The sequence below is a fragment of the Nonomuraea sp. NPDC051941 genome (genome assembly GCF_044593615.1).
Genome location: NZ_JBIUCF010000105.1, coordinates 1 through 17,980, shown reverse-complemented (window position 1 = coordinate 17,980; position 17,980 = coordinate 1). Strand labels below are relative to the sequence as shown.

Below are 17,980 nucleotides of genomic sequence, written 5' to 3'. Positions count from 1 at the left end.
GCGTTCATTTCGTTGTGTCTTTATTCTTTCAGCCGTTCAAGTCCCTGTCAAATTGACCCGACTTGCTCGACCTGCTGGAATTAAGACCCGCCCCGTTTCCGGGACAACCCCTCTAACTTACCAGCCCCCAGAACCAGACGCGCACGTCTCGCACCGAAGTGGAAGGGAGGTTGCCCCCGAGTGAGATCGACGATCAAGCGCCGCCCTCTCGGGACTGGTGAACTCTATGTACGCCTCCGGGAACCGTCAAATCGACGGTACGCACGCCTACCAGGGGTACGTACCGGGCGTGCGAGAGCAAGCGGCGCCAAGGGCGCTCATCATCCTGGTGGGCATAGCGGCCGCCGTCATCGTCCTCTACGGAATCCGTGAGGTCGCGTCTATAGCCGGCCCCATCGTGCTGGCGCTGGTGCTCGTCATCGCCGTCTCCCCCGTGCGGCGCAGGCTCGCCGCCTGGCACGCGCCCACCTGGCTCCAGGTCGCGGTGCCGTTCCTCATCGTCGTGCTCGTGCTTCTCGGCATGGTCGGCATCCTGGTCATCTCGGCCACCCAGCTCGCCTCGCTGCTGCCCTCGTACACCGCCCAGTTCCAGCAACTGCTCTCCGACGCCCAGCACTGGGCCACCACGCACGGCGTCAGCAACGACGTGCTCAACAAAGGGCTGGCGGCGTTCGACCCCGGCAAGATCGTGGAATTCGCGCAGGCTCTGCTGGGCAGTGTGATCGCCATTCTGTCGTCGATGTTTCTCATTGTCGTGTTGTTGCTGGCGATGTGTCTCGACGCTCCGGTGACGGCGAAAATACTCACCTCCGGCACGGGCAACGGGGCGCGGCTCGTTCCCGCGCTGGCCACGTTCGCGCACAAAACTCGGCGCTACCTGATCGTCTCGACCGTCTTCGGGATCATTTACGCGGTGCTCGACGTGATCGCCCTGACGCTGCTGGACGTACCGCTCCCGCTGCTCTGGGGTGTGCTGGCGCTCATCGCCAACTACATCCCCAACATCGGCTTCATCATCGGCCTGCTGCCGCCCGCCATGCTCGCGCTGCTGGACGGCGGCGTGCAGAAAATGTTGCTCGTCGTCGCCGCGTACACCGTGACCAATGTCGTCACGCAGTCGTTCATTCTCCCCAAGTTCCTGGGGGACGCCGTGGGGCTGTCGACGACGATGACATTTCTTTCGCTGATCGTGTGGACTTTCGTGTTGGGCCCGCTGGGCGCCATTCTCGCCATTCCGCTCAGCCTGCTGGCGCGGGCGCTGTTCATCGACAGCGACCCGACCGCCGGATGGGCGCAGGCGCTGGTGTCGGGCAAGCTACCCCGCGGGTGAGACCAGGTGGCGCATGGACACCCCGCTCAGCCGCTTGACGTCGTGTGACAGGTGCGCCTGGTCGGCGTAGCCCGCCGTGACCGCCACCTCCGCCAGGGGGACGCCCGCGCGGGCCAGGGTCAGCGCGCGCTGGAAGCGGACGATGCGCTGGAGGATCTTGGGCGCGTAGCCGAACGTGACCAGGCTGCGGCGGTGCAGCTGGCGCTCGCTGAACCCCAGGTCCCACGCCACCTCGCCGACCGAGCGGCCCATCCTGAGCGCGCCGGCGATGGCGGCGCCCGCGGGATCGGCGGGGACCTCGCGGGCCAGGCGGCCCCTGACCGCCGCGAGCATCGCGTCGAGCCGCCCGGGAGGCGCGACATCCGCGGAGTGCAGAGACGGGAGATCGGCCAGCCGAATGGGCTGATCCCGGAGGGACGGGGGGTCAGACACCGAGACCCGCTGATCGCGGGGAGAGGAGAGGGCGGACACCCCGACGGGCTGATCGTGCAGGGAGGTGAGCTCGGCGAGCCGGGCAGGCTGATCACGGAGAGATGGAAGGTCGGACACCCGGACGCGCTGGTCGCGCAGCTCCTGGAGCGGGACGCCGAAGAAGTCGCCCACCGCCCCCGGCCTGAAGCGGATGCCGACGAAGGTGTCGCCGGAGGCCATCGGGGCCGGCATGGGCCCGGTGTCCGGACCGGCCACGAACAGCCCCTCAGGCCCCCAGATCAGGTCGACGCAGGCGTCGGGCACCACGAGCTGCGTGGCGTCGGCCTCGCTGACCTGATGCCACACGCAGGCGAGACGGCCCGCGAGGTCGGCGGTCGGAGGCCGTTCCACATACATGCCTCCAACGTACTCCGCCTCACTGACAGAACCCCGGCAGTCTCCCGTACGCCCGCAGCGTCCTGAGCCGTGCCACGGTGAGGTAACCGCCCCACTCGTGCTCCACCAGCGGCGTCCACATCAGCCAGTTCCCGCTCCAGCCGCCGTCCTCGGACTGCGCGCGGAGCAGAGCGTCGAGGTGAGCGTCCAGGACGTCCTCCGTGAACATCGGGAGCCGCAGCGGCGACGGCGCGAAATCCAGGGGGAAGTGAGCGTCCCCGGGCGCGTCGGGATCGAAGGAGACGTTCGCGAGCAGCGCGTCACGCAGCCGCGCGAACTCCGCCTCCGCACGAGGGCGATCCGGCACCAGGTCCAGGAACGTCACGACGGCGCGGGCCTCGTACGGGCTGATCTCGGTGAGGGCGGCGATCCGTGACCAGCAGAAGTCGGTCGCGGCGGCGAGCCAGGGATGTGTGCTGCCGTGCTTGTGCAGCAGCCCCGCGATCGACGCGGTGGGGACGAGGTTCCCCGGTGGGTCGTCGGGGGTCTCCCACCACGGCGCGCGGGGCGTGTCGCGGACGGACGGCAGCACGAACGGCACGCCGCCGTCCGGCGTGGCGACTCCGGCCAGGTAGTCGCACGCGGCGGCCACCATCGGCGAGTCGAACGCGTCCAGCTCGTCGAGGATCCAGAAGGCCACCTCGACCGGTTCCGGCTGGCTGCCCGCGCCGCGCAGGTCGGGCTCGAGCGCGTGGCCGAAGCCGCCGTCGGTGTTCTGGTAGCAGCGCAGCATGTCGAGCACCCGTTCGCGGGGCCCGTCCCGGAACAGCGCCGCGAACCGCAACCTGTCGAGCAGGCGGCCGTGGAGCTGCAGATATGTCTCAGCACGGTCGATCACGTCCATGACGGCGAAGCTACTCCTTCCTCTGGGCCGTTCTCTTGTCGAAATCGGACATGCTCACGGAGTGGCCAGGGCCTCCGTCGGCGACATCCGCGCGGCCCGTACGGCCGGGTAGAAGCCCGCGATGCCGCCGATGATCAGCGTGGCGAAGACGCCGCCGAGCATCGCCCAGACCGGGACGATCGCGGGCCAGCTCTGCAGGCTCGCGTACGCCGCCGTGACGCCGATGCCGAGCAGCACGCCGCCCACGCCGCCGATGGCCGACAGCAGCAGCGACTCGGCGAGGAACTGCACCCGGACCTGGCCGCGCGTGGCCCCGAGGGAGCGGCGCAGGCCGATCTCGGCGCGGCGCTCCAGCACCGAGATGACCATCGTGTTGGCCACGCCCACGCCGCCGACCAGCAGGGCGACGCCGCCGAGGCCGAGCAGGAGCGCGTTCAGCGTGGCGTCGGTGGCCTGTTTGGCGGCCAGGACGTCGGACGGCCTCGACACCTCGACCTCGTTGGGCGTCTCCGGGTTCGCGGTGGCGGCCAGGACGTCGCGGACGGCGGCGACGTACTGCTCCTGGGCCCTGGTGTAGATCGTGGTCGCGTACCCGTCGAAGCCGAGGCGCTCCTCCGCGACCGGCCAGCCGACCAGGGCGGCCGTGTCGAGCTCGGGGGCCAGGGGCGCGGGCGCGAGCACGCCCACGACGGTGAACCACTGCCCGCCCAGCCACACCCGCTGGTCGGGACCGGCCTGGACGACGCCGAGCCGGTCGGCCGCCTTGGCGCCGAGCACGGTGGCCGGGTAGCGGTGGGTGGCCTCGTTCAGCCAGGCGCCGCTGACGACGGTGGCGCCGACGTCCTCGATGAGGTCGAGGCGGGCGGCGGTGACGGAGACGCTGCCGGTCTGGGCCTCGGGGATGTGGTCGTTGCGGTAGACCTTGGCCGGTGTGGTGCCGGTGGCGGTGACCGCGGTGACGGGGTCGATCTGGCCGATCATGCCCTCCGACTCGGCGGGCAGGTGGGACGCCTCGCCGAACAGGGTCTGGCCGGGCGAGACGGTGAGCAGGTTCGTGCCGAGCGCTTCGAGCTGCCGGTTGAGGTCCTCCTGGCTGGAGGCGGAGATGCCGACGACGCCGAGCATGGCCGCGATGCCGATGGCGATGCCGAGCGCCGACAGGAACACCCGCAGCGGCCTGGCCCGCAGGCCCGCCCCGCCGACCCTGATCACGTCGCGCGGCCGCATCCGGGCCGCAACCAGAAGAGTCATACCCGGGCTCCTTCCACGACCAGGCCGTCCAGCATCTCGACCTGCCGGGGCAGCGAGGACGCGATGTCGCGGTCGTGGGTGATGACGACCACGGTGGTGCCGCCCGCGTTCAGCTCGCGCAGCAGCTCCATCACGCCCGCTCCCGAGCGGGAGTCGAGGTTGCCGGTGGGCTCGTCGGCCAGCAGCAGCCGCGGCTCGCCGACCACGGCGCGGGCGATGGCCACGCGCTGGCGCTCGCCGCCGGACAGCTCGTGCGGGCGGTGGCCGAGCCGGTGCCCGAGGCCGACGCGTTCGAGCGCCTCGTACGCCCGTAGCCGCCGCTCCCGCAGGGACGGACCCGCGTACAGGAGGCCGTCGGCCACGTTGTCCAGCGCGCTCACCCCGGCGGCCAGGTGGAACTGCTGGAAGACGAAGCCGATGACGTTCGCGCGCAGCGCGGACAGCTGCTTGTCGGTGAGCGAGCCCACGTCGTGCCCCGCGATGCGGACCAGGCCGCCGGACGGGCGGTCGAGGGTGCCGATCATGTTGAGCATGGTCGACTTGCCCGAGCCGGACGGGCCGACGATGCCGACGAGCTCGCCGTGCTCGATGCCCAGGGAGACTCCACGGAGCGCGGCCACGTCGCCGTAGTCCTTGCTCACGTCGTGCAGTTCGACGATCACTTGGGCACCGCCACGGTCGTGCCCTCCTGGACGCCGGTGACCTCGACCCGGCCGTCGGCGAACATGCCGGTCTCGACCGCGGCGTAGCGGGTGGCCGGGCCCTCGACGACCTGTACGCCGTAGCCGCCCTCGGCCAGGGCGAACAGCGCGCCGACGGGCACGGCCAGGACATCTTTCCGCTGGTCGGAGACGATCGTGACGTCCACGGGGGCGGCGTCGTACGACTTCTTCAGCCCGCTCACCGACACCTCGACCTCCACGGTGGTGGTCGTGTCGTTTCCGCTGCCGGTCTCGGTGGCGACCTTGCCCACGCGGGTGATCCTGCCGTTCACCTCGGTGCTGTCGGGCAGCTCGACGGTGGCCTTCATGCCCTTCCTGACCAGGTGCTCGTCGGCCACGTCGAGGTTGACGAGCACCTGGCGGGTGGTGCCGGTGGCGGTCAGCACGGGACCGCCCGCGCTGTCGCCGAGCGCCTTCTTCAGGTCGGCGACCCGGATGGTGCCGTCGGCGACCACGACGTCCCCCGGCTGGATCTTGCCGGTGACGTCGAGCCCGAGGTCGTCCTGCCAGTCCTCGACCGCCTCCCTGGTGGCCCGGGTGAACTCGCCGTCCACGTCGAAGCCGGTGTAGCCGAGCTTCTCGAGGTTGCGTTCGAGCAGTTCGACGTCCTTGCCCTCGATCCCGTCCTCCAGGGTGCGGTAGAGGGGCATGGTGCCGTACAGGAGGGGGCGGCGGTCGGCGTCCACGCTGTAGACGGCGTGGCCCCGGGTGATCGTGGTGCCTTCGCCGGGAAGCCAGGTGATCGTGCCCTGGGACTTGGCGGTGACGGTCAGGGGGTCGCCGTAGCCGAGGGTGCCGTCCACGGTCTTCGTCTCGGTGAGGGTCGTACGGGTCACCTTGGCGGTGGCCGGGGGTGTACGGGTGGCTGCGGCCGTACCGGTGCCGTCTCCGCCGAAGCCCACGGCGGCGGCAGCGACGGCGGCGGCGAGCAGCGCGGCGCCGCCCGTCCAGGCCAGCGCCCGCAGGGGGCGGCGACGGCGGGGCGGTAAGGCGCGGACGGCCGTCGAGGGCTCCTTGACCTGCGTCACTTCCGCTCCCCCAGCTTCGGGAACTTCTTGCCACAGATCTCGAATGCCTTCTTGAACGTGGGGTTGTTCCGGTCCAGCTTCAGCGCGGTGCCGCTGGAGAAGCTGCCGTCGGGGTTGGGGTCGGGCCAGTCCACGCCGTTCTCGCGCATGCACCTGGCCAGCTCGCGGAGCTTGTCGACCTGCTCCGGATCGAGGTTCTTGCGGTCCTTGAAGGGAGCGTAGGCCTGGCAGGCCGCGACGGCGTCCATGACCTTCTTCTTGTCGGCGTTCTCGCCGATCGCCTGGAGGCCGCCGCCCCCGTTCGGGTCCGGGTCCTCCATGGGGATCCCGTGGTCGCGCATGCACTGCGCGAACTTCCTGCCCTGCTCCTGCGGGTCCGCCGTGCCGGTCGGGGCGGGGCTCGCGGACGGCTTCGCGGAGGAGCCCACGGCCACGGAGGCGACTCCCGTGTCACCCTGCCCGCTGCCGCAGCCGACGGCGAACGCGACCAGCAACCCGATCAGCAGCGGGGGTGCGATGAGTGTCTTCGTCATGCCTCCGAATGTGCCGAGCGCCGTTCAAAGCGAGCTGGGAGCCGCCTCGGAGCCAGGTAGGAGGACGCGGAACGTCGCGCCCTCGCCCGGCGCGGTGTCCACCTCGACGCGGCCCCCGTGGGCGCTGACGATGGCGGAGACGATGGCCAGGCCGAGCCCGGCGCCGCCGTCGGCCCTGGATCTGCCCCGTCCGACGCGGTAGAGGCGGTCGAACAGGTGCGGCACGTGCTCGGGCGGCACGCCGGGCCCGGTGTCGGACACCTCCAGCACGGCCAGGCCGTCCGATCTGCCGACCTTGACGGTCACGGACGCGTCGGGGGGCGTGTGGCAGAGCGCGTTGCCGACGAGGTTGGCGGCCACCTGGCGCAGGCGGGCGTCGTCGCCCGTGATCGTCACGGGTGCGAGGGGGCCGTCGAGGGCGGCGAGCCTGACCTGCCGGTCCGGCGCGCGTACGCGGGCGTCGCGGATCGTGTCGGCGGCCACCTCCAGCAGGTCCACGGGCCGCCGCTCGATCGGGCGTTCCTCGTCGAGCTGGGCCAGCGTGAGCAGGTCGTTGACCAGCACGCCCATCCTGGCGGCCTCGTCCTCGATCCGGTGCATCGCCTCGCCGGCGTCGCCGCCCCTGCGGTGCAGTTCGGCAAAGCCTCGCACGGAGGTGAGCGGGGTGCGCAGCTCGTGGGAGGCGTCGGCGAGGAAGCGGCGCATGCGGGCCTCGGAGTCGGTCCTGGCGGCGATCTCGGACTGGAGGCGGTCGAGCATGACGTTCATGGCGCGGGCCAGGCGGCCGGGCTCGGTGTGCGGGTCGTCGGCGGGCACCCGGCGGTCGAAGTCCCCGCGGGCGATGTGGCCGGCCGTGGCCTCCATCCTGGTCAGCGGGCGCAGGCCGAGGCGGACGAGGGCGTCGGCGGCCAGGCCGGCCAGGAGCAGCACGAACACGCCCACCGCGACGAAGATGGCGACGGCGGAGGTCTGGGTCTCCTCGACCTCGGCGAGCGACTGGGCCAGCACCACGGTGTTGCCGTTGGACGCCTTCGTGGCGCGGACCCGCCAGGAGGGCCCCGAGGTGCCCGGCGCGGTGTAGGTCTCGCCGACCCTGCCCTTGTCGATGACGGGGCCGGGCTCGTTCGGGTCGCCGAACTTGAACCGCAGCGTGCCGCCGGTGTCGTACATCATGATCTGCTGGACGGCGGCGATCCGTTTCGTGAGCACCTCGGAGACGACGTCGTCCACCGGGACCGGCTGGAGCGTGCGCACCTGCGAGAAGAGGTCGCCCTTCTTGATCGTGACGAGTCTGCTGAGCTGTTCGAGTTGCTGGTCCACCCGGCCCATCAGGTTGCCGCGCAGCAGCGCGACGCCCGCCACGGTGGAGAGCACAAGCCCGAGCGTGGCGACTCCGAGCACGGCCATGACCAGGCGGGTGCGCAGGGTCCAGGCGGCCGGCCTCACCGCGGGGTCCTCAGCGTGTAGCCGACGCCGCGCACGGTGTGGATGAGCTGCGGCTCCCATTTGTCGATCTTCTTGCGCAGGTAGTAGACGTACGACTCGACGATGCTGGAGTCGCCGTCGAAGTCGTAGTGCCAGACGCTGTCGAGGATCTGCGCCTTGCTCACCACCCTGCCGGCGTTGGTGAGGAGGTATTCGAGGAGGTTGAACTCGGTGGGCGACAGGTCCACCGGCACTCCGGCCCGGGAGACCTGGTGGGCCGCGGGGTCCAGCTCCAGGTCGGCGTAGCGGAGCACGTCGTTGCGGGGCGTCGAGCGGCTGCGGCGCAGGATGGCGCGGATGCGCAGCACCACCTCCTCCAGGCTGAACGGCTTGGCCACGTAGTCGTCGGCGCCCAGCGTGAGGCCCTGGACGCGGTCCTCGACCCGGTCGCGGGCGGTCAGGAACAGCACGGGAACGCGCTCGCCCAGCCGCCTGGCGACTTCGAACCCGTCGAAGTCCTCCAGCATCACGTCGAGCACCACGATGTCGGGGTCGAACTCCCTGGCGGCCGTCACTGCCTCCGCACCCGTCTCCGCGGTCCTGACCTCGAACGACACCAGTCGCAACGTCTGGGAGAGCAGGGCGCGGATGTTCGGCTCGTCGTCCACGACGAGCACCCTGGCCGGTCGGTCCATGGGTAAAGGTCTACCCGAACCACCTCAAAGCGGGCTCAAAGCGCTCATCTCACGTAGAAGATCGGCCCGCGCGGCCGGAACGGCACGTCGCGGTGAGCGGGCCGGGCACGCCCCACAGGAACACGGCCGGCCGCGCGTCACATTTAATTCCGTTGCCCGGACGACGGACCGCTGCCTACTGTGACCGGCATGACATGCATGTTCTCCTGCCCGGTTTTCATTCGCATCCGCCACGGCCGGGCTCTGGCCCGCTAGCGGACGCGAACACCTGAGGCTGTAGCGTCCGCACGCGCGCCCAGGGCCCTTCGAGACCTGTCAATCTCGAGGACCCGAAAGGGCAAGTGCTGTGGCGCAGAATTTCGCGCACGGAAACTATTCGCATACTCAGCGTAAAGCCAGGAATGGCGGCGGCGGTCGCACGCCCAGAGACCGGGCGAGGCGCACGCTCTCGCAGAATTTCCTGGCCGACCGGCATGCCGTCGATCTGGTGGTGAAGGCCGCCGCTCCCGACGGGCTCGTGCTGGAGCCCGGCGCCGGGGAGGGTGTGCTCACCCTGGCGCTCGCCGAGGCGGGCGCGCGGGTCGTCGGCTACGAGATCGACCCGCTGCTCGCCGGGCGGCTGGCCGCCCGTACGCGCAGCGATCCCAGGATCGACGTGGTCAGGGGCGACTTCACGGCCGCGCGGGCGCCGCGCGAGCCGTTCGCGGTCGTGGGCAACATCCCGTACTCGATCACGTCGAAGATCGTGGACTGGTGCCTGCGGGCGCCGGCCCTGACCTCGGCGACGCTGCTCACCCAGCGGGAGTACGCCCGCAAGCGGTCGGGCGACTACGGCCGCTGGAGCCTGGTCACGGTGGAGTCGTGGCCGTGGTTCCACTGGCGGCTCGGCGACACGGTCGGCAGGGAGAGCTTCCGCCCCGTCCCGTCCGTCGACTCGGCGATCCTGCGCGTCCAGCGCAGGCCCGAGCCGCTCGTCGCCTCGCGCCGCTCCTACCAGGAGCTGGTCGAGCTGGGCTTCGGCGGCGTCGGCGGCTCGGTGCGCGCCTCGCTGAAGACCCGTTACCAGGGGGTGGACGCCGCGCTGAAGGCGGCGGGCGTCGCCCGCGACACCGTCGTGGCCCACGTCCACCCCGACCAGTGGATCATCCTGTGGGAGGGCCTATGCCGGTGAGCTGACCTTGGCCTGCTTCGACGGGCCGACGAGGGGAGCCAGTCCTGGGGCCGTGGTCGCGACGCGGCGGCCCCAGGGCATGGCCAGCGCCAGGATCGGCAGCAGCACGATCGACGCCCGCGACCAGTCCTGGTGCAGGTACCACCAGCTGTTGACGTCGAACTGCGTCATGTAGAGGTAGCCGTATCCGGACCAGATCGACACGCCCACGATGGCCGGCCAGGCGAACCTGGTGGGCCTGGCGACCAGGAACGGCATGAACCACATCAGGTACTGGGCCCCGAGCCGGGGCGTCACGACCATGAAGACGAGCAGGATGGCCGTCGTCATGTCGATCGGGTCGGCGCGCCGCCAGTAGAGCACGGCCGCGACGACGCACAGGTAGATCAGGTTCGTGCCGAACGAGGCCAGGTCGGGCCGCAGCGCCCAGTCGCCGCCGGTGTACCAGGGGGTCCAGCCCCACTCGCCGACGATGGGGCGGATGTCGCGGATGGTGTTGATGACGGCGGGGATCTGGTTGAGGGACGTGCCCGCGAAGACCGGCAGTGTGACCAGGAAGAACAGCGGCACGATCCCGGTGGTGAACATCGCGGCGACCCGGGAGCGCAGGTTGGGCAGGAGCAGCAGCATGCCGGGGATCAGCCAGATCGGCCAGCTCTTGGCGCACAGCGCCAGGCCCATCAGCAGGCCGGCCAGCGCGCCCCGCTTGAGGTCGGCCCTGTCGCCGGGGGCCGGCAGCAGCGCGCGGTGCAGCATGCCGCCCCGGCCGAGCACGCGCGGGATCGAGGAGCGCACGCCGTACGCGGCCACGCCGGCGCGCACCCGGGCGACCACGTCCGTCGCGATGCCGGGACGCTCCAGCGCGCCGGGGCCGCGGGCGACCACGAACGCCGCCACGCCGAACACGAGCGCGACCGGCTCGACCTGGCCATGGATGGCGGCGATCATCAGGGCGAGGGGGTTGAGCGCGTACTGGAGCGCCCGCAGCGACGCCTTGGGGCCGCCGGCCAGCTTGGCCACCAGCGGGATGAGCGCGATGTCGGCGACCACGGTGACCAGGCGCCCGGCGTACTCCCACGGGATGCCGAGCCACAGCAGGATCCCGTACACGTACGGGATGGTCGGCAGGAAGTGCCAGCCGCCCTCGCTGGCGAGCACCGGGTCCTGACCGCGCAGCACGGCCTCGCCCGCGGGCTTGAAGCTCTCCATGAAGTCGACGGGTTGCCACGAATCGATGGCCGACGTGTACATGATCAGCAGGCGTACGGCCACGCCGACGACGATGGCGACGACGAGCGGTGGACGCCAATCCCGCCATTGGGCGACTAGAGCGAGTACGACACCGGCGACGAGGACTATCCCCGTGAGAACTGCGTAATCCATGGCGGCCTCTAGCCTGCCGTAACTCCGGCAGTGGTTTCCACCAGGGCTTCCAATTCTTATCCCCGACATGCCGATACGTATGGCGATAGAGCATCACTGTCTGTGTTGAACTTTTTCCATGGGGGGATCGCAGGTCAACCAGGCACTGGTCAGGCTCTATTTCGAGGTGCGGGACGGGGTCCGTGACCCGGTTGCCGCCTGGGCGAAACTCACAGCGAATTCTCAGCAATATCGGCCGTTCAGAGGAGAGCGGCGGGTGCCGCTCGACGACGCCTCCGCGGCCGAACTGGCGGCGGCGGCGATGGTGCACACCGCCGCGTCCCACGGGCCCGATCGGGTGGCGGCGCTGTCCACCTCGCCGCTGGCGGGACTGATCGCCGACCTCGGCGGCGCGGTGCTGACCGAGCACCCGTGCGCGCCGGAGCAGGTGCTGGGACCGCGGTTCGCGGGCCCGGCGGCCGACGACTGGGCGCGGGCGGCGTACGTGCTGCTGTGGGGGGAGAACAACCGGCTGGTACGCACGCCGGACACCCCCTGGGTGATCGCCGGGCGGTACAAGGGCCAGAAGGTGGTCGCGATCGGCACGCATCCGACGCGGTTGTCCGACGAGACGCTGGTCGTGCGGCCCGGCACGGACGGGGCGCTCGCGATGGCCATGGGGCATGTGCTGCTCAAGGAGTTCTTCCTGGACAGGACGCCGTTCGCCGAGCACGCCATGGAGCGCACGGACCTGCCGTCGCTGGTGCGGCTGCGGGCGCGCGAGGACGCCTACGTGCCGGGCGGGCTGCTGGGGCGCGGGTGCGACCGGCTGAGCGTGTACGGCGGCGAGGCGGTGGAGGTGCTGCTGCCGCGCTTCGACGACGGGCCGGGCGTGCTGCGGCGGGGCGTGCCGGTGCTGCGGGATGGCGACGAGCTGGTGACGACGGTGTTCGACCTGCTGCTGGCCGTTTACGGGGTGGGCCGGCCGGGGTTGCCTGGCGTGTGGCCGTCTGGATACGCGGACCCGGGTGAGCCGTACACGCCCGCCTGGCAGGAGGCGTGCACGGGGGTGGCCGCGTCGCGGACGCTGAAGATCGCGCGGGAGCTGGGCGTGACGGCGGAGAAGACCGGCGGGCGCTGCCTGCTCGTGCCGGGGCGGCTCGAGACGCCGCACGCCGACACCGCCTACCGGGCGATGCTGGCGCTGCTGGTGCTGACCGGATGCGGCAGCGGGTGGGCGCAGGCGAGCGGGGCCGGGATCCCGCTGGTGCCGTACCTGTGCCTGCACGCCTGTGGCGAGGACCGGGCGGACGTGGGCGCGCTGAGCTGGGCGCTGGCCGAGGGGCTGTTCGCGCGCCGGACCGCGCGCTCGGTGCTGCTGGAGGCGGTGCGCGACGGCTGGCCGATGGCGCCGCCGCCGCGCGTGCTGGCCCTGCCGCGGCCGATCTACCCGCTGCCGCCCGACGTGGACCTGATCATCGGGCCGGACGACCACTGCGACCTGTCGCCGCCCGACACCGGGCTGGTCGCGGAGGCGGTCGCGCGCCTGGCCGGGCGGGCCGCCCCGGTGCAGGAGGGCGGCCCGCCCGGCGGCGGGCGGATGCGGCTGCTGGTGGACCACGCCTGGATGCACGAGTACGGCGAGGCGCTGCCCACCTACCGGCCGCCCGGCCTCGGCATCCCGCTCAAGCCCACGCAGCTCGTCAGGTGAGACCGTTCAGGTACGCCCGGTGGCTCCGGGAGAACTCGAAGCCGTTGAACCTGTCCCAGTTGATCGACCAGGTCATGAGGCCGCGCAGGTTCGGGTAGACGCCGCGCGGCCGGTAGGTGCCGCAGTTGGCCCCCTTGGCGAGGCAGTCGAACGCCTTCTGCACCTCCGCCACCGTGGTGAACCCGTTGCCCGCGTTCGGCGAGGCGGGCAGCCCGATGGCCACCTGGTCCTGGCGCAGCGGCGGGAACACGTTGCCCGCGTTGCCCATGATCGGGAAGCCGGCCAGCAGCATGTCCGTCATGGCCACGTGGAAGTCGTGCCCGCCCATCGTGTGGTACTGGCCGTCGAGGCCCGTGATCGGCCCCGAGTTGTAGTCCTGCACGTGGAGCAGGGTCAGGTCGTTCCGCAGAGCGTGGATGACGGGCAGGTACGAGGCGCTCCTGCTGTCGGCCGTGCCGTTCGGCCCCGGGCCGTAGAACTGGTAGCCGAGCTGGACGAAGAACGTCTCCGGCGCCATGGTCAGCACGAATGTGGCCCCGTACCGGCTCTTGAGCGACTTCAGCGCAGAGATCAGGTTGACGACGACCGGGGTGGTCGGGTTCGCGAGGTTCGTGTCGCCGGGGTTGAGGTAGAGCGAGTGGCCCTCGAAGTCGATGTCCAGGCCGTCCAGGCCGTACCTGTCGATGATCGCGGACACCGACTCCACGAACTTGTCGCGGGCCGCCGCGGTCGTGAGCTGGACCTGGCCGTTCTGGCCGCCGATCGAGATCAGCACCTTCTTGCCCTGTGCCTGCTTGGCCCTGATGGCGGCGACGAAGTCGGCCTCGGGCTCGACGTTGGGGCACTCGGCCGCCGGGCACTGCCGGAACCTGATGTCGCCGGAGGTGACCGAGGTGGGCTCGCCGAAGGCGAGGTTGATGATGTCCCACTCGTTCGGCACCTCACTCATCCGGATATATCCGGATCCGTTGGCGAATGAGGCGTGCAGGTAGCCCACCATCACCCGCTTCGGCAGGCCGCCGCCTCCCCCGCCGCCGCTCGTCGTGGTGCCGCTGGCCTCGGGGGTGTAGGCCGAGCAGTTTCCGGCGGCGTCGCAGGCGCGGACCTTGAAGCGGTACGTGGTGGCCGCGGCGAGCCCGGTGGCCTGGTGGCTCGTCCCGGTGACGGCGACCGGCGCCCCGCCGTCGCGGGAGACCTCGTAGCGGGCCACCCCGACGTTGTCCGTGGCCGCCGCCCAGCTCACGGTGAGGCTGGAGCTCGTGGCGCCGCTGACGGACACGTTGCCGGGGACCGTCGGCGCCTGGGTGTCCGGGGTGCCGCCGGGGCCGTCGAGCACCACGTCGTCGGCCAGATAGGCGCCCTGGCCGTACCAGCCGTTGACGTACACCGTCACGGACGTGGTCGAGGCGCCGGTGGTGAAGGAGGTCTTGAGCTGGCTCCACGCCGCGCCCGGCGCGCCCCACGTCTGCGGGTCGGTGCCGCCGGTGCCGGTGGCGCCGAGGAAGACGTAGTTGCCCTGGACCCAGGCCGAGAGCTGGTAGGCGGTGTTCGGCTTGACGGTGACGGTCTGCTGGCAGCGCGCGTAGTCGCTGCCCTGCGGGGTGGCCTGGAGCGCGCGGGTGCCGCCGTGCACGGGTGACGACACGGCCTGCGCGCCGGACGTGGTGCCGCACGTCCAGCCGCTCAGCCCGGACTCGAAGCCGGGGTTGGCCAGGATGTTGGCGGCGGCTGCCGGGGTTGCGTGCAGCGCGACGAGCGCCAGGGCGAGCGCGACCGGTCCTCGGAGATTCATGCGCTACCTCCACGCGCGGCCCGCCCCGGCGCGGGGGGCGGGCCGCTCAGCGGGTCAGAATCCGGCGGTGATGCGGGTGAACTCCCAGTTGGACTGGGAGATGCCACTGCAGTTGGAGACCACGCCGCCGCCCGGGCAGGGGCGGTCACGGTTGACGGCCCAGTAGGCGAGCCTGGTCAGGCCGTGCGAGTTGGCCCAGTCGCGGATCTGCGTCCACGTGGACGGGGAGGTCGTCTCCTGCTGGTCGGACAGGCCGTTCATGCCCGAGATGCCCATGTGCGCGTACGCCTGGGCGTCGCTCCACCCGAACGCGCTCTTCAACGCGTTCTTCAGGCCCTCGGAGGCGTTGACCGTGTCCTGGTACATGTTCGAGCCGCCGAAGTCGAACGGCATGATCGTGTAGTTGTCGATCGGCACGCCGAGCGCCTTGGCCTGGTTGATGAGCCGCACGCCGGGCGCGGTGGGGCCGGTCTTGGAGGTGCCGAAGGTGACGACGACCTTGACGTTCGGGTTGTTCTGCTTGACGATCTTGAGGCCGTTCAGGATGCGGTCCTGGACGGTGTAGTTCTCGAACTCGTCGGTGTTCTCGATGTCGAAGTCCACGACGGCGGGGCCGACGCCGTTGATGACCTGCTGGACCGCGTTGGCGAACGCCTGCGGCGTGGAGCAGTTGGGGCCGAGCTTGTTGCCCTGCCAGCCGCCGAAGGAGACCTGGACGCTGCCGCCCTTCGACTTGATCGTGTTGATGGCCTGCTGGTCGGCGCCGCCGGTCAGCGGGCGGTTGCCGTCCCACGCCGGGCTGCAGCCGCCGCCGGACAGGATGAACGCCATCGTGAACGACTTGACGCCGGTCGCGTCCATCACGGTGCCGGGGTTCGGCGGGTCGCCCCAGCCCATGTAGAGGTAGGGGGCGCCGGGCATCTTGGTCCCGCCGCCGCCGGTGCAGCCGCTGGTGGTGGCGGTCGCGTCACGGCCGGCCGACTCGCCCGCCGAGTTGTACGCCTTCACCGTGTAGGTGTGCGTCGTGCACGTGCCGAGCCCGGAGACGGTCGCGCTGGTGCCGGTGACCTGGGCCCGCTGCGTCGAGCCCTCGTACACGCGGTAGCCGGTCACGGTGCCGGACGAGGCGCCCCAGCTCAGCGAGATGCTGGAGTTCGTCACGGACGTGTTGACCGATCCGGGCTGCCCGGGCGCGCCGGGGTTGCCGCCGCCCGAGCCGACCTTCCAGAGGGCCGGCACGTTGGGCGGCTCCCAGCCGGGCTGCGAGGTGTGGGCCTGGATGCACACGTAGTCGACGCCGTTGTAGGTGACGACCGCGCCGATCGCGTACGAGGTCCACGGGGCCCAGGCGGCGGCCAGCTGCTGCACGGCCCCGAACGCGGCGGGCGTGGCGGTCGAGAATCCGGCGCCGGTCAGCGCGAGGGCGATCCCGGCGAGTAATGCGATGAGTTTGCTGCGAAATTTCATGGCATTCCCTGGAGGTGGGGCTTGACGGTCTTGGAGAAGGACCAGTTGTTGCTCGCGTCCCAGTTGATGGACCAGGTCATCGCGCCCCTGATGTCCGGGTAGGCGCGCGGTGGCACGAAGGTCCCGCAGCTGGTGCGCTTGGCCAGGCAGTCGAGCGCCTGGTTGACGAGGGAGGGAGAGACGACGCCGCCGCCCGCCGCGCCCGGCCCGGCCGGCAGGCCCAGCGCCACCTGGTCGGGACGCAGGCCGTTCTCGAGCTGGATGCAGGCGAGGGCGGTCATGAAGTTCACCGAGCCCTGCCCGTACGCCTGCGCCTGGTCGCAGCCGAGCATGGACCCGGAGTTGTAGTACTGCGTGTGGACGACCGTGAGGATGTCCTTGATGCTCAGGGCGAGCTTGAAGTACTCCGCCCCGGTCGACTGCATGTCGATGGTCTGCGGGGCCATCGTGATGATCAGCCCGGAGCCGGCCTTCGCGCGCAGCGCCCGCAGCCCCTGGGCCATGTAGGTGGCGTTGAGGCCGTTCTCCAGGTCGATGTCCACGCCGTCGAAGCCGTAGGACTGCATCAGCGCGTACACCGAGTCGGCGAACTTCGTCGCGGCGGCGGCGCTCGCGACCTGCACGCGCCCGGCCTCGCCGCCCACGGACAGGATGACCTTCTTGCCCCGCTGGTGCAGGGCCTGCACGTCGGCCTTGAACTGGGCGTCGGTGTAGCCGCCGACCGCCGAGGACAGCCCGGGGTCGAGCGCGAAGACGACCTCGCCCGCGGTGGCGGTGGCCTCGCCGAACGCGATGGCGATCAGGTCGTACTCGTTGGGGACGGCCGACAGCTTGAGCTCGGCCGCGGCGTTGGCGAAGTTGTGCCAGTAGCCGGTGAGGAAGTGCTTGGGCAGCGTCCCGCCGCCCCCGGTGCAGCCGGTGGTGGTGGCGGTGACCGGGTCGCCGGCGTCCGACTCCCCGACGGAGTTGTACGCCTTGACGGTGTAGGTGTGGGTCTCGCACGAGCCGAGCCCGCCGATCGTGGCCGAGGTGCCCGTGACCGTGGCCTTGACAACGCTGCCCTCGTAGACGCGGTAGCCGGTCACCGTGCCCGAGGACGCCCCCCACGTGAGGGAGATGGCGTTGCCGGTCGCGGTGGCCGAGGCGGCGCCCGGCCGGCCCGGGGCCCCTGCCGTCGAGCCGCCGCACGAGGCCCCGTTCAGCGTGCAGCCGGTGATGCCGGGGAAGTTGCCGGGGCTGCCGTTGAAGCCGAAGCTCGCGCTGGCCCCGGGTGCGAGGGGGGAGGCCCAGCTCGGGTTGGTGAAGGTGTAGTGCTGCCCGCTGCGGGACATGACCGCGTCCCAGGCGGAGGGGATCGAGTAGCCCGCCGGGACGTCGAACTGGACGTTCCAGCCGTTCATGGCCGTGGTGGTGCCGTTGGTGACGGTGACCTTGCCCTCGAATCCGGAGCCCCAGTCGGAGACCTTGACGAAGGTCGCGGTGGCCCCGGGGGCGAGAGGGGCAGCGTGGGCCGGGAGGGCGTACAAGGTGAGTGCGAGGGTGGAGAGTGCCAGGAGGATCGCGCGAGGTCTCACGAGTTCTTCCTTCAGGGGTGGCGTGGGGGGGGGGGGGGGGCGGGGGGGGGGGGGGGGGGGGGGGGGGGGGGGCGGCCGGGGGGGGGGGGGGGGGGGGGGGGGGGGGGGGGCGGCGGGCGGCCCCCCCCCCCCGCCCCCCCCCCCCGCGCGCCCCCCCCCCCCCCCCCCCCCGCCGCCCCCCCGCCGCCCCCCCCCCCCGCGCCGGGGC

15 protein-coding genes are annotated in these 17,980 nt (G+C 71.3%); 3 read left to right on the top strand and 12 right to left on the bottom strand.

Translation table 11 applies throughout. The features are described 5' to 3' along the window. The first annotated feature begins 289 nt into the window (after positions 1-289). Positions 290-1,330, top strand: a complete 1,041-nt coding sequence (locus ACIHFD_RS66705; protein WP_397375769.1) for an AI-2E family transporter — start codon at positions 290-292, stop codon at positions 1,328-1,330. Here the strand turns inward: ACIHFD_RS66705 and ACIHFD_RS66700 are convergent. Genes ACIHFD_RS66700 through ACIHFD_RS66665 form a run of 8 tightly spaced genes read right to left on the bottom strand, consistent with a single transcriptional unit; the run spans position 1,316 to position 8,695 of the window. Further along, a complete protein-coding gene (locus ACIHFD_RS66700; RefSeq protein WP_397375768.1) occupies positions 1,316-2,158 on the bottom strand; it encodes a DUF6597 domain-containing transcriptional factor in 843 nt (280 codons plus the stop codon). The two genes, ACIHFD_RS66705 and ACIHFD_RS66700, sit on opposite strands and share 15 nt — an antisense overlap. A 19-nt stretch (positions 2,159-2,177) precedes the next feature. Beyond that, a complete protein-coding gene (locus ACIHFD_RS66695) occupies positions 2,178-3,041 on the bottom strand; it encodes a hypothetical protein (protein WP_397375767.1) in 864 nt (287 codons plus the stop codon). 54 nt (positions 3,042-3,095) lie between these two features. After that, positions 3,096-4,292, bottom strand: a complete 1,197-nt coding sequence (locus ACIHFD_RS66690; protein WP_355210090.1) for an ABC transporter permease — start codon at positions 4,290-4,292, stop codon at positions 3,096-3,098. Beyond that, positions 4,289-4,951: an ABC transporter ATP-binding protein gene (locus tag ACIHFD_RS66685; protein WP_397375770.1), complete on the bottom strand. Its 663-nt coding sequence runs from the start codon at positions 4,949-4,951 to the stop codon at positions 4,289-4,291. The genes ACIHFD_RS66690 and ACIHFD_RS66685 overlap by 4 nt, the downstream gene beginning before the upstream one ends. Further along, complete coding sequence (locus ACIHFD_RS66680; RefSeq protein WP_397375766.1) at positions 4,951-6,042, bottom strand: peptidoglycan-binding protein; 1,092 nt, start codon at positions 6,040-6,042, stop codon at positions 4,951-4,953. The genes ACIHFD_RS66685 and ACIHFD_RS66680 overlap by 1 nt, the downstream gene beginning before the upstream one ends. Beyond that, on the bottom strand, positions 6,039-6,575 hold the full coding sequence (locus ACIHFD_RS66675) for a hypothetical protein (protein WP_397375765.1): 537 nt from the start codon (positions 6,573-6,575) through the stop codon (positions 6,039-6,041). The genes ACIHFD_RS66680 and ACIHFD_RS66675 overlap by 4 nt, the downstream gene beginning before the upstream one ends. A gap of 24 nt (positions 6,576-6,599) precedes the next feature. Continuing rightward, a complete protein-coding gene (locus ACIHFD_RS66670; protein ID WP_397375764.1) occupies positions 6,600-8,021 on the bottom strand; it encodes a sensor histidine kinase in 1,422 nt (473 codons plus the stop codon). Beyond that, on the bottom strand, positions 8,018-8,695 hold the full coding sequence (locus ACIHFD_RS66665) for a response regulator transcription factor (RefSeq protein WP_355210078.1): 678 nt from the start codon (positions 8,693-8,695) through the stop codon (positions 8,018-8,020). Before ACIHFD_RS66665 ends, ACIHFD_RS66670 begins: the two co-directional genes overlap by 4 nt. A gap of 346 nt (positions 8,696-9,041) precedes the next feature. Here ACIHFD_RS66665 and erm point away from each other — a divergent pair, with 346 nt between their 5' ends. Continuing rightward, positions 9,042-9,866, top strand: a complete 825-nt coding sequence (gene erm / locus ACIHFD_RS66660; protein WP_397375763.1) for an ErmE/ErmH/ErmO/ErmR family 23S rRNA (adenine(2058)-N(6))-methyltransferase — start codon at positions 9,042-9,044, stop codon at positions 9,864-9,866. On the opposite strand, the gene ACIHFD_RS66655 is transcribed toward erm, so the two are convergent. After that, the gene (locus tag ACIHFD_RS66655; protein ID WP_397375762.1) at positions 9,855-11,249 is read right to left on the bottom strand and encodes a hypothetical protein; all 1,395 of its coding nucleotides are present in this window, start codon (positions 11,247-11,249) and stop codon (positions 9,855-9,857) included. The two genes, erm and ACIHFD_RS66655, sit on opposite strands and share 12 nt — an antisense overlap. A gap of 118 nt (positions 11,250-11,367) precedes the next feature. On the opposite strand from ACIHFD_RS66655, the gene ACIHFD_RS66650 reads away from it, so the two are divergent. Further along, positions 11,368-12,939: a molybdopterin-dependent oxidoreductase gene (locus ACIHFD_RS66650; protein WP_397375761.1), complete on the top strand. Its 1,572-nt coding sequence runs from the start codon at positions 11,368-11,370 to the stop codon at positions 12,937-12,939. Here ACIHFD_RS66650 and ACIHFD_RS66645 read toward each other — a convergent pair. From ACIHFD_RS66645 to ACIHFD_RS66635, 3 genes are read right to left on the bottom strand one after another with little or no spacing between them, the layout of a single operon-like run. Next, entirely contained in the window at positions 12,932-14,731 is a 1,800-nt protein-coding gene (locus ACIHFD_RS66645; protein ID WP_397375760.1) for a chitinase, read from the bottom strand. The two genes, ACIHFD_RS66650 and ACIHFD_RS66645, sit on opposite strands and share 8 nt — an antisense overlap. A 54-nt stretch (positions 14,732-14,785) precedes the next feature. Then, positions 14,786-16,198, bottom strand: a complete 1,413-nt coding sequence (locus ACIHFD_RS66640) for a carbohydrate-binding protein (RefSeq protein ID WP_397375759.1) — start codon at positions 16,196-16,198, stop codon at positions 14,786-14,788. Next, entirely contained in the window at positions 16,195-17,772 is a 1,578-nt protein-coding gene (locus tag ACIHFD_RS66635) for a chitinase (protein ID WP_397375758.1), read from the bottom strand. The genes ACIHFD_RS66640 and ACIHFD_RS66635 overlap by 4 nt, the downstream gene beginning before the upstream one ends. Positions 17,773-17,980 lie beyond the last annotated feature (208 nt).

Excerpts from the sequence above, each read along its gene's own strand:
- ACIHFD_RS66700 (WP_397375768.1), bottom strand. The coding sequence starts at position 2,158 with ATGTATGTGGAACGGCCTCCGACCGCCGACCTCGCGGGCCGTCTCGCC.
- ACIHFD_RS66695 (WP_397375767.1), bottom strand. The coding sequence starts at position 3,041 with ATGGACGTGATCGACCGTGCTGAGACATATCTGCAGCTCCACGGCCGC.
- ACIHFD_RS66690 (WP_355210090.1), bottom strand. The coding sequence starts at position 4,292 with ATGACTCTTCTGGTTGCGGCCCGGATGCGGCCGCGCGACGTGATCAGG.
- ACIHFD_RS66675 (WP_397375765.1), bottom strand. The coding sequence starts at position 6,575 with ATGACGAAGACACTCATCGCACCCCCGCTGCTGATCGGGTTGCTGGTC.
- ACIHFD_RS66665 (WP_355210078.1), bottom strand. The coding sequence starts at position 8,695 with ATGGACCGACCGGCCAGGGTGCTCGTCGTGGACGACGAGCCGAACATC.
- ACIHFD_RS66655 (WP_397375762.1), bottom strand. The coding sequence starts at position 11,249 with ATGGATTACGCAGTTCTCACGGGGATAGTCCTCGTCGCCGGTGTCGTA.
- ACIHFD_RS66650 (WP_397375761.1), top strand. The coding sequence starts at position 11,368 with ATGGGGGGATCGCAGGTCAACCAGGCACTGGTCAGGCTCTATTTCGAG.
- ACIHFD_RS66645 (WP_397375760.1), bottom strand. The coding sequence starts at position 14,731 with ATGAATCTCCGAGGACCGGTCGCGCTCGCCCTGGCGCTCGTCGCGCTG.
- ACIHFD_RS66640 (WP_397375759.1), bottom strand. The coding sequence starts at position 16,198 with ATGAAATTTCGCAGCAAACTCATCGCATTACTCGCCGGGATCGCCCTC.